Source organism: Flavobacterium cryophilum (genome assembly GCF_048286555.1).
GTDB lineage: Bacteria > Bacteroidota > Bacteroidia > Flavobacteriales > Flavobacteriaceae > Flavobacterium.
Genome location: NZ_JBLVPZ010000001.1, coordinates 238603 through 252808 on the forward strand (window position 1 = coordinate 238603; position 14206 = coordinate 252808).

Sequence of the window (14206 nt, forward strand, 5' to 3'; positions counted from 1 at the left end):
CTTTCGCACCATCGAAATTTGAATTAAAACCGTTGAATTTTTCAATAAATCGATTTCTTAAAAAAATATCCGAATGCTATTTCCAAATTTGGATTAATTATTAATTTATATTATAAAAAATGAAGCAATTTCTTTTCACAGCCTTACTATCGTTAGCATTTTTAAGCCCCGCAAAATCGCAGCAGTTAAAATCACCAAATGGAAAATTTGTGATGGAATTTACATTACTAAATGACGGAACTCCAAGTTACAGTTTAAATTACAAAAGTAAAGCAGTTGTCAAACCCAGTAAATTGGGTCTTGAATTAAAAAATGACAAAAAATCATTATTAAATGATTTCACTGTTATAGACACCAAAACAGCAACTTTTGATGAAAATTGGAAACCAGTTTGGGGCGAAGTTGCCGTAATTCGCAATAATTATAATGAATTGGCAGTAACCTTAAATCAAAAAGAAACCGACAGACAAATTGTGATCCGCTTTCGTTTGTTTGACGATGGTTTAGGATTTCGTTATGAATTTCCTTCGCAAAAAAACCTAACTTATTTTGTAATAAAAGAAGAAAGAACCCAGTTTGCCATGACTGGCGATCACACGGCATTTTGGATTCCAGGCGATTATGACACGCAAGAATACGACTATACCACCTCAAAATTATCAGAAATTAGAGGTTTGTCAGAAAAAGCAACTACTGCAAATGTTTCTCAAAAGTCCTTCTCTACAACAGGAGTTCAGACTTCACTCATGCTAAAAACAGCAGATGGCTTGTATATCAATTTACATGAAGCGGCATTAATCAATTATTCTTGTATGCATTTAAATCTGGATGATAAAAATATGGTCTTTGAATCCTGGTTGACACCAGATTCTAAAGGCGATAAAGGATACATACAAGCTCCAAATCATTCGCCTTGGCGCACGATAATTGTTAGTGATGACGCAAAAGAAATTCTAGCTTCAAAAATGACGTTGAACTTAAATGACCCCTCTAAAATTGAAGATACTTCATGGATAAAACCTTTAAAATATGTGGGTGTTTGGTGGGAAATGATCACCGGAAAAAGTACTTGGGCGTACACTGATGAATTTCCTTCGGTACAACTTGGTGTGACTGATTTTTCAAAAGCAAAACCAAATGGAAAACATGGTGCAAATGCCGCCAATGTGAAGAAATACATAGATTTTGCCGCTAAAAATGGTTTTGATGCCGTTTTAGTCGAAGGCTGGAATGAAGGTTGGGAAGACTGGTTTGGACACTCCAAAGATTATGTTTTTGATTTTGTAACGCCGTATCCCGATTTTGATGTCAAAGGTTTACATGAATACGCCAAATCAAAAGGTGTTAAGATGATTATGCACCACGAAACTTCGGGTTCTGTGCGTAATTACGAACGCCACATGGATAAAGCGTATCAGTTTATGAAAGACAATGGATATGATGCCGTAAAAAGTGGTTATGTTGGTTCTATCCTTGAAAACGGTGGAAATCATTATAACCAATTTATGAACAACCACTTTCAATACGCCATAGAAAAAGCAGCCGATTATAAAATTATGGTGAATGCGCACGAGGCGGTTCGTCCAACTGGTATTTCCAGAACGTATCCAAACTTAATTGGTAACGAAGCCGCAAGAGGAACAGAATATCAATCTTTTGGCGGATCTAAACCTAATCACGTAACGGTATTGCCTTTTACACGTTTAGTGGGCGGACCGATGGATTATACGCCGGGAATTTTCGAAATGGACTTAAGCAAATTAAATCCTGACAATAATTCTCATGTTAACAGCACGATTGCCAATCAACTGGCATTGTATGTAACGATGTATAGTCCGTTGCAAATGGCGGCTGATCTACCAGAAAATTATGATCGCTTTCCGGATGCTTTTCAGTTTATCAAAGATGTAGCAGTAGATTGGTCTGACAGCAAATACCTTGAGGCAGAACCAGGGCAATATGTCACTGTGGCTCGTAAGGCAAAAGTGACTAACAACTGGTTTATTGGGAATGTAAATGGTGATACATCTCGAACCTCAACCATCAAATTTGATTTCTTGGAAAAAGGAAAGAAATATACGGCCACGATTTATGCTGATGCAAAAGACGCTCATTATAAAACCAATCCACAAGCGTATACGATTCGCAAAATGACCGTGACCAACAAATCAAAACTAAAACAACTCAGTGCTCCCGGTGGAGGTTACGCCATAAGCATCGTTGAAATCAAATAATAATAATCTGTATATTGTAATTCATTTTACCACATAGATTTATAAAACAGAAAAGGCTGCCTAGAAAATCTAGACAGCCTTTTTTAATTTTATCATACTTTGAACTAATTTACTTTAATCAGTTTAACATTAAAAACAAGAACAGAGCCTCCTGGAATGGGTCCGCTACCATTGCTTCCATAACCAAGGTGAGCAGGAATTAAAAGAATTCCGTTTCCACCTTCTTTAAAAAAGGGAATGCCTTCTGTCCAACCTTTTATAACTTGATTTAATCCAAAAGAAATACCTTCTGCTTTACTTTCATCAAAAACATTTCCATTGGTAAAATACCCTTTGTACGCTACCGTAACATTAGATGAAGCTGTTGGTTGAGCGCCAGTTCCCGCTTCAGTAACCACATAATACAAACCTGAATCGGTTTTTGTGGCAGTCAATTTATTTTTGGCAATATAATCCACGATTTCTTTTTCATTTTGAACGGTGTAATCAACAGGTTTAGATGCTTCATTATCCGATAAACAAGAAACAAATAATAAAGAAACTAATGCTAATAAAGTAGATTTCATAATTTAATTTAAATGTTAAGGCTGCAAATATAGTAATTCAAGCAAAGCCTTTTATAAAAATTATTTAATCCCAAAAACCTGTACATCATCTACTTGAAAAGCACCATCCAAAGCTAGATTTTTCCCGGAACCGGTATATTTAAAAGCAATGTTAATTTTACCTTTGTACGAAGATAAATCTACTGCGCCACTTCCTATAAATTGATACCAAGGTGTGGCTTGCTTGGGCAAATTAAAGGCTAACGGAACCCAAGTTGCAGCAGCAAAATTCAACCCGTCAAAATTACTGGAAACATATACTTCCAAAGAATTTAATTGGGAATCAACGTCTAAATGATGTTGAGCCGATCTAAAAGATAAAACTTCTTTCGTGTGAACCTCCATATCTATTTTAGGCGAAATCAACCACGCTACATTTGAAACAACTTTAGTTCCAGAAATATTAAATTCGGCATATCCATTTCCCGAATAAACGGTGCCTTTCCAGAAAAGCGTTCCTTTCTGCACCAAATTGGACCAACCCGGAAGACTTAATTTCGATTTATCAACCACGGTTTCAAAATTTTCAACGAAGAAAGGAACCAGTCGCGTTCCGGTCATCACAACATCTTTTTCGGAACGCGGCAATAATTGGTAATCCGTTCCGTATTTCGTCAAAATTCCCCTTACTTTTCCGCTACCTTGCGGAACTATTTTAGTCGCAAAATCAGAGAAACTACTGGTTCTAAAATACACTTTATTGCCTAATTTATCTATTAAACCCCAATTTGTTGCGCCGCCCACGTTATTGATTTCCTCAAAATAATGTCGTCCTATAGCTTCGGCTGAAAATTGAACATCAGACAATTCGACCAGCGTATTCAAATTAGCATCATTCAGCAATTCGGGTAGTGATAACGACCGCACCAAAAGCTCCTCGCCAACATTCGTACAAGACGTGTTCAACACTTTTTTATACTCATTTTGCGAAAGCCGTCCTACTCCGCCTTCATTATAGGAGTTCACGAAAATACTTCCTATACGCATCCCGCCAAATGAAATATCAGTGTATTGGTCTTTCAATTTTAAGTACACTTTATTACCCAATCTGAAATCAATGTATAAATTTGTAGCATCCACGGGAACACTAAATCCTACAGGTGGTGTTGTGGCTGTCCCCAAAGTCTGAAAGGAAATAGACTTGAAAAAGTTCCCCGATTCATCGCTTGAAACCACATACGCCTCAATGATATCATCGTATTTGTATTGCGTTACAATGGCATTCGCAGTAGCGCGAACATCGCCAACGGTTGTATTAGTTACTAAATCCGGTTGCGTACAAAGGAGTTTTGGTGCCGCAACCTCATCTGTTACACAACTGCTGAAAGTAATTGTCAACAGTAAAACCGATTTATAAAATGTTGATTTCATATGCTTTAATTTATAAATTGATATAAAGATTTACAAAATACGTTCTGCCGTATCCGTAGAAATATTTTGGCCCAAAAGAAGGCGTGCCACTGGAAACATCCTGATTAATTTGTCTGAAATTGGCATTTCGGGCTTGTTCATAACCGCCTGTTTTATACGTAACATCAAGTACATTATTGATGCTGGCAAAAATCCCGAAATTTTTTCCATAAATCCGCCATGATTTTCCGCCCACAAGATTGAACAACGTCGTTGGATCAAATTTTTCTTGTTTTAATAGCACTGCTGCCCGTTCTTCGGTTGCTTCCGGAAAATTAAAAGCACTTGCGGGATTTTTATAAAATATCTCAGTTCTGGAAATGGGTGAAATATCAATATAACTGTTGGTGAGGTAATTTACATTCGCGCTAATCCACCAATATTTTGGATCTCTATATTCAATTCCCACGGAATACGCGCGTTGTGGCATTCCCGCTTGCTTGTAATTTTTAAGGGAAGCCGTTCCAAAATCAAAAACCGGGCTGGTATTTTCTGGAGTTGCTTCGGCATCGTTTGTCAACGTCACTTTCGGATTACTGTCAAAAATGTATTCCCCAAAAGCCGCTGAAAAAGTGGTTTTAAATGTTTGTGTCAATTGGTATTCCAAACTAAATTCGGCACCCATATTCTTCTTATTTAATTGCGTTAATGTTTGGCTCACAAAAGCATCGGTGTTTAAGTAACCTGCGCCATCATCAAAAATTCCTTCCGCATAAAAAAAAGAAATTTGAGTAGCGTTTTTAATTAGAGAATAATACGCTGTTAGTCGGGCTTTGAGTTTTGGGGAACGATAGATATAACTGACGTCCAGACTGCTGATATTTTCACTTTCGAGTTCGTCAACAATGGAATTATTCAAACGGGAATTAGCAAAAGTATTTCTTAAAGAAGGTGCTTTAGTCAAATGTGCTGCATTAAAAGTCACCAACTGTTTGCCGGAAATTTTCAAATTTAATCCGGCTTTGAAGCCAAAATTTTCAAACACCACTTTTTCGCTTTTCCCGAAGGAATTGGTTTCATAGATTCCGTTTTTGTACAAACCTTCCCTTTGATAATCCGCTCTGGAAAAATTTTGCGCCAGATAAAAATCCGCTTTACTGTAGGTAAATTTAAATTGGGTAAACGCTTCTAAAGTATTGGCAAAATAATTATAATTGTATCCGTACGTATCTCCAACAATTACTTGTCGGTCTACATTATTCAAATCAGACTGGGATTGATTCCCGCTGTAAAAAGCATCGATATCTTCAAAATAAGAACCGCCAAGTAAGTCAAGCAATTTTTGTGAATTATGCGATTTTAGTTTTTTGAACGATGCTCCTGCATTCAAAAAAATGTTTTCGGACAATTGCGCGCTTAAATTTGTTGTGGCTACCGCCATTTGGTCTTCTACTTGATCTTCATACAAAACGTATTTACTTTTTGTTGGTTCGTAGCCCAAAATTGTTCCATTGGAATTCACAACTGGATTTTGATTGGCTTGGTACAATGCCGTCCAATCGATTTGAGAATTTGCTAAAAATTCCGCTTTACTTTTCTCCGCATTGTCATAATCCGGAGTAAATGCTCCCGAAAATTCCCCGTTATCTTGTGCATAAAGCGAGCTGTAATAACTGGGTAGTTTTCTGTAATACGTAGGATCCGGACTATTCGCATTTTGATAATCGATGTTGCTGTTGGCAATTTTCCCAAATTGATACATTACACTTGAATTCAGATTGGTTTTATCATTAATTTTAAAATAATGATTCAGCATTATCGTAGGTTCTTCAATCGTTTTTATGCGGGCATTTCTCTTTTTACCGTCTTGAAAACCCCAATAGGAATTGTATTTTATACTGGTCAGTTGCGCGACTTCGGCTGTGTTTGGGGAATTTTTAGCTCTGGAATTAGGCGTGTACATTGCCGTCAGATTCAACGAATGCTTCTCGCTTAACTTCTTTTCGAGACTGATAAAAAAGGAATTCGCATCATAATTAGTTCCTTCAAAATAGCCTTCCTGCGCCCAGCGCTTTCCTGCCGAAACTACAAATGCCCAACCACGGGCACTCATTCCGGAAGCATGCGTTGCCATCGTGCGCCAACTATAATTAGTGTTAGTTGATGAAAAGGAGATTCGAGAACCAGGTCTATAAATAGAAGCCCGCGTATTGATTTCCTGTGTTCCTAAAATCCCGCCAAAGGTATAATCCGAAGGTGTGGTTCCGAGTGTAAATTCCTGATTGCGGAGTGCGTCATTCAATCCGCCCCACTCGCCCCATTGTGGTCTTCCATCATAGATTTTATTCATGGAAACGCCATTTATCATCATCGTGGAATACTCGCTGTCTAATCCGCGGACTCTAAAACGAGCTTGTCCCCAATTAAAAGCGGCGGCCTGCAAAAAAGCATCGCGCGAGGATTGTAACAGTCCGGAAGTGCTTTCGGAACTGCTGTTTTCATCACTAAAATCGCTCTCTCCAAGCGTTACTATACTATTTTGCTGTTCTGTGGTTTGGTCTTCTTCTAAGGTTATGGTTCCTAAATCCAGCATTTTACCTTCGCTAATTTCTATGGGATACAAAGCGTCTTTGAATCCTTGACTGTGAAGAAGTATCAGTACATTCCCCGAAGGAGTTGTTTGAAAACTGAAATTTCCATCGTCTTTAGTGAGTTGCATCAAAGTCGTATTTTGAATGCTGACGACCACAAAACCCAAAGAATTTTGGGTTTTTGAGTCCACGACTTTTCCAAAAAATCCTGTGTTGTCTTGTGCCGTAATGCATCCCAGTTGAATGATAAAAAAGAAAGCAACGTAAAATTTATTCATAGATGCAACGGATGACGGTTTATATTTTTTAAAAGCTTGAATTGCAATAATAAGTTCAACCGTTACAATGAATTGCAACGGTTGAACTAAAAACATTGAAAACGTTATCCGAAACGGGATACCGCTAAATTAATTAAAAGTGAATTTTGGAAAAAGTGGTATAAACCTTAAATACGATACTGCCAACTAAGTGGTATTTTGTATGCAGTATCAATCAAAATAATCTATGAAAGAATTATAATGTTAAATGTATAAAAAAAATACTAACATATTGATTTTCAATGTAATTATTTTTATGAATCCGTTTTCGAAACTATTTTTTGGAAAAGTTCTTAAAAAATACAACCGAATTCAATAGCCCCGATGGCAGCAAGTATCCCACGCTTTTGTGCGTGGATACTGCGAACAGCGGGAGGATGTGTTTTTATAAAAACGAAATGTAGTGCTCCTAAATACTTTTATTTATTCGATTGCTTTGATTCGGGATACCATCAATGTGATGAGAATTCCAAAAATACCGATGAAAGCAAATGAAAATCGCAGGCTTGATAACTCAGCGATGTAACCAATAATAGGAGGTCCCATAAGAAAACCTAAGAAACTGACACTTGAAACGGTAGTCAATGCCACACTGGGAGACACGTTTGGATTTTTACCTGCAACGCTGTAAACGGTGGGTACTATCGTGGAAACTCCCAATCCGACAAACATAAACGCAATGGTTGCGGGGATTACAAACGGGAAAAATACCGCTGTAAAAAGCCCCGCTGATATCATGATTCCGCTGATTTGCAAGACCGTTTTTCGACCAAATTTACGAATCAGACCATCTCCTAAGAAACGTCCGCCCGCCATCATAATCATGAACGAAGTGTACCCCAAAATCACCAATGGTCCGGGTGCTTTGATGACATCTTTGAAATAAACGCCGCTCCAGTCAAACATAACTCCCTCACTTGCCATGCAACAAAAGCCAATGATTCCAAGCCAAATTAAGGCACTGTCCGGTTTTGAAAAAAGTTTTTTCTTTTCGACTTTGATGGTTTCCTTTGCTTTTATTAAAAATTTATAATTAAAAGCAATCATCAAAAGCACCATTCCGGCTACGATTAAAAAATGCTGATATGGATTGAGTTTTAAAGACAGCATTGCTAAACCTATCAAAGCTCCCGTAAATCCTGCAAAACTCCACATTCCATGAAAAGACGACATAATAGTTTTTTTGAAAAGTACTTCGGTATAAACACCTTGAGTATTGACCGCAATATTTGATAAATTACCAAAAATTCCAAAGAAGAATAAGCCCAGTGACAATTGCCATGCCTGCACAGCCAAGCCTAAATTAGTCAAACATAAAACATAAAATAGTAAGGAGGCGATCAAAATACGGTGACTTCCAAAACGGTCGACCAACTTACCGGAAAAAGGCATGGCTACCAATTGTCCTAATGGTAATGCAAATAAAATACTACCTAAATCACCTTCGCTTAACTGCAATGCGGTTTTAATATCCGGAATTCGGCTTGCCCAAGTGGCAAAACACAAACCCATTGCAAAATAAAACATGGAAACTGCCCAACGAGTTCTTTTCAAATACGAAATCTTAGCGTCTTTATATTTTTTTTTGAATTTTGCTTTGGTTCTAAATCTGGATATGAAATTTAAGTCTATCAAGTTAGGTGAATTTTGAAATTTAATTTGTCAAAATTACAAAAAGCAACCATTGGTTGTGTCAAAACAACACATAAGAAAAAAAAATACATCGTTATTGTTTATAAAAAGTGAGCACCGCTAATTTCTATATTTTTAAAAATTAGCGAATTCGCGGTAGATTTTATAAATCTAACAATTGATTTTTAAATAAAAAGGCCACCGATTCACTAATTTTTACCTTTATGAAATCTGTGAATCTGTGGCTAGATTTCTATTTTCATAAAACAGTTATTACAGATCGATTACTTTTTTCTGCGCGCTGCTTTGAATTGCGGCTTCAATAATTTGCATCACATGAACGCCCTCTTGTGACGTTACCGGTTCAATAGTATCATGAGTAATTGAATTATAAACACCGTCAAAAAAGTCATAATAATTCCCCTGAAGTGTTGGGACAAGTTCCTTGACAATTTCACCCTTTATTTCGGTGTGTAAAAGTCCTTTCATAATTGAAGATTCAGTTCCCCAAGCATCTAAATTGGGTTTCATTCCTAATTTTAATTCATCTTCCTGTACATCACCACGCACTTTTAGGAACGTTCCTTTCTTACCATGAACCACAAAAGACGGAATGGCTTCACGTATAAAAAATCCAGCTTTTAAACGGACACGAAAGTTCGAATAATACAGTATAATATCCATGTAATCATCCACCAAAGAATGTTCCCTTGTAATGCGAATGTCCGCAAAAACGGATTGTGGCAAACCAAACAAGCATAGTGCCTGATCAATTAAATGGGGACCTAAATCCTTTAAAATTCCGGCCCCTGAATTGGCCGTTTCTTTGTGTTGCTTTGGACTTAAAACAGGATTATAACGGTCAAAATGGAATTCGGCTTCGACAATTTCGCCAAGCACATTATCTGAAATAATTTTTTGTACGGTTTTGAAATCACTGTCCCATCTTCTGTTTTGGAAAACAGTCAGTTTTAATCCTTTTTCCTTGGCCAAGGCCGCCAATTCTTGAGCTTGAGCAACAGTTGTGGTGAATGCTTTTTCGACCAAAGCATGTTTTCCAGCCAAAAGGACTTGTTTTGCATATTCATAATGTGTATCTACGGGCGTATTAACGACCACCAAATCAACATCATCTTCCAACAACTCTTCCATCGTGGCGTAACTTTTTACCGCGGGAAAATCATGATGAATTAATTTTTTACTTCGCTCCCAAGAACCAAGCAGCTCAAATCCGGGATGAAAATTTAAAAAAGGAGCATGAAATACTTTTCCGGACATTCCATAGGAAAGTAAAGCCGTTTTTATTTTTTGCATGGTATTATTTTATATAGCGTTGATTTATATTTCTTATCTGCTTCAAAGTTTAACCATTTGAGGACGGTAAGTTTATTAAATAGGTAACCTAACTTATTTAATTTTGGCTCTTTCGTACTGTTTTGGCCAATGGGCATCAGCCTGAAGTTCCTCGGCAAATTTCAATCCTAAACTTGGATTCCTAAGAGACTCTCTGGCAAATAACACTAAATCTGCCTTCCCTGAAGCGACAATTTCCTCCGCTTGCTCAGTTTCGGTGATCAAACCAACTGCGCCAGTCATTATTCCGGTTTCCTTTTTTATGCTTTCCGCAAAAGGAACTTGGTAATTTGGTCCCAACGGAATTTTTTGGTGTGAAACTAATCCCCCCGAAGAAACATCGATTAAATCCACTCCTTTTTCTTTTAATATTTTCGAAAGTTGCACTGATTCCTCAGCATTCCATCCACCTTCTGCCCAGTCTGTCGCGGAAATCCTAACGAATAAAGGCAAATTGTCCGGCCATTCTGACTGAACTGCATCAACAACTTCGAGCGTAAAACGGATTCGGTTTTCAAAACTTCCGCCGTACTCATCCGTTCTAAAATTAGACAAAGGAGAAAGAAACTGATGCAACAAATAGCCGTGCGCTGCATGGATTTCCAATACTTGAAAACCCGCCTGAACCGCTCTTTTTGTAGCTGATTTAAAGTCGGAAATTACTTTTTTAATCCCCGTTTTATCTAATGCAACAGGTGTTCTTTCATTGTCATGATAGGCCACCGCACTTGGCGCTACGGTATTCCAGCCGCCTTGGGTTTCGTCTACTTTTCTCCCGCCGTCCCACGGAGCGGCGCTACTTGCTTTTCTTCCGGCATGCGCCAATTGGATTCCGGGAACCGATTTTTGACTAACAATAAATTGATTAATTTGTTGCATTTTTTCGATTTGTTCGTCTTTCCAAAGTCCTAAATCGCCAGGAGAAATTCGGCCTTCAGGAGAAACCGAAGTTGCTTCCTGAATGATTAGTCCCGCTCCTCCGGTGGCACGACTTCCTAAATGCACGAGATGCCAATCATTGGCGAAGCCATCTTGAGCAGAATATTGGCACATTGGAGAAATTGTAATTCTGTTTTTGAGTGTGATACTCTTTATTTGGAGAGAGGAGAATAATTGAGATTGCATAATTTTAATTTAAGGGTACTAATTTGAATGTTGACAATAGAATTTCTATTTAAAAAAGTAAAGTTAAGGGTCAGTAACGAAAGGAGAGATTGTATTTCCATTAATTAACAAACATTTAAAGTCTTATGGGACAATATTTGCAAATTAAACAAATAGAAAACCTTACTTTTGTGAGTTGTAAAAAGAACTAAAATTAAAAAATGGACATAGTTATCAAGCTTTCTCAATTTTTATTGAGCTTATCATTACTTATTATACTTCACGAATTAGGACATTTTATTCCTGCTAAATTGTTTAAAACCAGAGTCGAAAAATTTTATTTGTTTTTTGATGTTAAATACTCCCTTATAAAAAAGAAAATTGGCGAAACTGAATACGGTATCGGATGGTTGCCTTTGGGCGGTTATGTGAAAATTTCCGGAATGATTGACGAAAGCATGGACAAGGAACAAATGGCTTTGCCTCCGCAACCATGGGAATTTCGTTCTAAACCGGCTTGGCAACGTTTGATTATTATGTTGGGTGGCGTTACCGTGAATTTCATTTTGGCTTTTATCATTTATATCGGAATGGCATTTGCTTATGGCGATACTTTTATTGCTAATGAAGATTTGAAAGACGGTTTATTAGTAGAAAACAAAACCATGCAAAACGTGGGTTTTAAAACGGGAGATCATATCATTTCCGTTGATGGTGAAAAAATCGTCAAATTTGATAATGACCTTACTATGAAAGTTATCATGGCAAAAGAGGTTCTTATTGTACGAAATGGCGCGGAACAAGCTATTAAAATGCCAAATGATTTTGTAGACCAATTATCAAAACAAGAAAAAAGTGTGTTGCTGGATATCAGAACGCCATTTGTCGTGGGAGCTATTTCTGCAGATTCTAAAAACACTGCTTTACAACCAAAAGACATTATAATAGCGATCAACGGACAATCTACAAAGTATTTTGACCAAGCCAAAACGGTTCTGGAAAGCAACAAAAACAAAACGGTTACAGCTACTATTTTAAGAGATGAGAAAGAAATTAAAGTCCCAGTTATTGTTTCTAATGATGGAAAATTAGGCATTGGCATCGGACAATTGAGCATGGCCTCACTTGAAAAATTAGGCTACTATAAAGTCAGCAAACAGGAATTTGGTTTACTGGAATCAATCCCTGTAGGATTAGAGAAAGGAAAAGATCAATTAGTAGGATACGGAAAACAATTGAAAATGATTTTCAGTCCAAGCACCGGTGCTTACAAACAAGTAGGTGGTTTTAAAGCGATATTTGATATTTTTCCTAATACATGGAGCTGGGAAGTTTTCTGGAATATCACTGCTTTATTATCGATAATGCTTGGAGTAATGAACTTATTGCCTATCCCCGCACTTGATGGTGGACATGTAATGTTTCTATTATATGAGATTATCAGCGGTAAAAAACCAAGCGATAAATTCTTAGAAAACGCGCAAATGGTTGGTTTCGTATTACTTATAACACTGTTGTTATTCGCTAACGGAAACGACATTTACAAGTCAATTGTAGGGAAGTAAAAAAAATAAATTTTTTTTTAATTTTTGCTTGCAAAAATCAAATTAAGCCCTATCTTTGCACCGCTTTACAAGTGAAACACACTTCACAAATAAGCATATAAAAACGTTCATTCATTATCAGAATAAAAACATACAGTTTCCTTCTTAGCTCAGTTGGTTAGAGCATCTGACTGTTAATCAGAGGGTCCTTGGTTCGAGCCCAAGAGAGGGAGCTTTTTAAAAAGACTTTACAGCAATGTAAGGTCTTTTTTGTTTTATAGAGTGTACTTTCATATTAGAACTCCTATTTATTCTCTACATAATTGTTTATTCCAACATATCGCGTTCTTTCAAAAAATCAAAAATTAACTTATCCACCTCTGATATTTTATTTTTATCGGAATAAGTCAACCAGATCATTTCTTCGATTTCTGAATTCGCTTTTAGCAAACCAGTATAACTTGCAGCATAACAAGTCATTTTGACAATCGTGTCTTCAGAATGCCCATGAGCGTGTGCTTGAAATACGCCAATAAATTTTAGCGTATCTGCAATTAACACTACACTCAATTCTTCTTTTATTTCACGACATAACGCCTGTTCGTCAGTCTCAAAAATTTCTCTTTTACCCCCAGGAATATAATATTTATCTTTGCCAAAAGATTTTGTAGATAGAATTTTATTGTTTTTAATTTCAATCCAGGCGAGCTTATCAATTATTTTCATTTGCAGTGTTTTTACATCATCTCAATGATTGCCTCCAAAATAACTAAATTCCCTACTGATAACCTCTTTTTCTACTGGTTTTTTTAAAGATCTTCGCTGTCGCTAAAAAGAAAAAGATCACAACAACCAAGGAATTATGCACACTATAAAATAAGACCCTAAAAATAGAGTAGCAATAGATAAGGTTTCAAGACACTAACCAGTAACCTTTTTTTATGCGAATCCATTCAAACAAATAAAAAGCATTATTTTTCTATTTTCTTTTTTAAAGTTCGATATTTACCTTTTAAAAAAATAAATTGATGATACGTAGAAGATTTATAGGTTTCGCAACTTTACTTGGAGTTGCTGGCATTATGGGCTTTGCAATACGTCCAAAGAAAAAATCATTGTTGCACCATGTATTTTTTTGGTTAAAGAACCCACAATCCGAGGCTGATAAACAGCAATTAATTTCTGGTTTGAAAACCTTAACGGGAATTCCATCGATTCGTCAAATTCATGTTGGAGTTATAGCTTCAACCGAGAAACGGGAAGTTGTAGACACCTCTTGGGATGTTTCAGAACTTATGTTTTTTGATGATGAAGCCGGGCAAAAAATATACCAGGATCATCCCATTCACCAGGACTTCATAAAGAACTGTTCTCATTTATGGAAAAAGGTCTTGGTTTATGATGCCATTGATGTGTAAATATTGAAAAGGTAGCTATCACCAATTCGAGGGGAAATATAAATAAAACAGGGGTGTC

10 protein-coding genes and 1 tRNA gene are annotated in these 14206 nt (G+C 36.8%); 4 read left to right on the top strand and 7 right to left on the bottom strand.

Annotation, left to right across the window (positions count from 1 at the left end; translation table 11 throughout):
* The first annotated feature begins 119 nt into the window (after positions 1–119).
* Positions 120–2234 (top strand): glycoside hydrolase family 97 protein, encoded by a 2115-nt coding sequence (locus ACNQGJ_RS01135; protein WP_417970913.1) that lies wholly within the window; start codon positions 120–122, stop codon positions 2232–2234.
* Between the two features lie 104 nt (positions 2235–2338).
* Here ACNQGJ_RS01135 and ACNQGJ_RS01140 read toward each other — a convergent pair whose 3' ends face one another.
* The 6 genes from ACNQGJ_RS01140 to ACNQGJ_RS01165 all read right to left on the bottom strand — a co-directional run bounded on the left by ACNQGJ_RS01140 (position 2339) and on the right by ACNQGJ_RS01165 (position 11207).
* Positions 2339–2800 (bottom strand): FKBP-type peptidyl-prolyl cis-trans isomerase, encoded by a 462-nt coding sequence (locus tag ACNQGJ_RS01140; RefSeq protein WP_417970911.1) that lies wholly within the window; start codon positions 2798–2800, stop codon positions 2339–2341.
* A 60-nt stretch (positions 2801–2860) separates the two neighbouring features.
* Positions 2861–4210, bottom strand: a complete 1350-nt coding sequence (locus ACNQGJ_RS01145) for a DUF5689 domain-containing protein (RefSeq protein ID WP_417970909.1) — start codon at positions 4208–4210, stop codon at positions 2861–2863.
* A gap of 10 nt (positions 4211–4220) precedes the next feature.
* Positions 4221–7154 (bottom strand): carboxypeptidase-like regulatory domain-containing protein, encoded by a 2934-nt coding sequence (locus ACNQGJ_RS01150; protein ID WP_417970907.1) that lies wholly within the window; start codon positions 7152–7154, stop codon positions 4221–4223.
* A 366-nt stretch (positions 7155–7520) separates the two neighbouring features.
* A complete protein-coding gene (locus ACNQGJ_RS01155) occupies positions 7521–8732 on the bottom strand; it encodes an MFS transporter (protein ID WP_417970905.1) in 1212 nt (403 codons plus the stop codon).
* A gap of 270 nt (positions 8733–9002) precedes the next feature.
* Entirely contained in the window at positions 9003–10043 is a 1041-nt protein-coding gene (locus ACNQGJ_RS01160) for a Gfo/Idh/MocA family oxidoreductase (RefSeq protein ID WP_417970903.1), read from the bottom strand.
* A 93-nt stretch (positions 10044–10136) separates the two neighbouring features.
* Positions 10137–11207: an NADH:flavin oxidoreductase/NADH oxidase gene (locus ACNQGJ_RS01165; RefSeq protein ID WP_417970901.1), complete on the bottom strand. Its 1071-nt coding sequence runs from the start codon at positions 11205–11207 to the stop codon at positions 10137–10139.
* Positions 11208–11407: 200 nt separating this feature from the next.
* Between ACNQGJ_RS01165 and rseP the strand changes: the two genes are divergently transcribed.
* Both rseP and ACNQGJ_RS01175 read left to right on the top strand, forming a co-directional pair.
* Positions 11408–12751 (top strand): RIP metalloprotease RseP, encoded by a 1344-nt coding sequence (gene rseP, locus ACNQGJ_RS01170; RefSeq protein ID WP_417970899.1) that lies wholly within the window; start codon positions 11408–11410, stop codon positions 12749–12751.
* 138 nt (positions 12752–12889) lie between these two features.
* Positions 12890–12963 (top strand) — tRNA-Asn (locus ACNQGJ_RS01175).
* 94 nt (positions 12964–13057) lie between these two features.
* Here ACNQGJ_RS01175 and ACNQGJ_RS01180 read toward each other — a convergent pair.
* Positions 13058–13456: an NUDIX hydrolase gene (locus tag ACNQGJ_RS01180; RefSeq protein WP_417970897.1), complete on the bottom strand. Its 399-nt coding sequence runs from the start codon at positions 13454–13456 to the stop codon at positions 13058–13060.
* Between the two features lie 302 nt (positions 13457–13758).
* On the opposite strand from ACNQGJ_RS01180, the gene ACNQGJ_RS01185 reads away from it, so the two are divergent.
* Positions 13759–14148 carry a Dabb family protein gene (locus ACNQGJ_RS01185; protein WP_417970895.1) on the top strand — a complete coding sequence of 130 codons (390 nt, stop codon included), beginning with the start codon at positions 13759–13761 and terminating at the stop codon, positions 14146–14148.
* Positions 14149–14206: the final 58 nt, after the last annotated feature.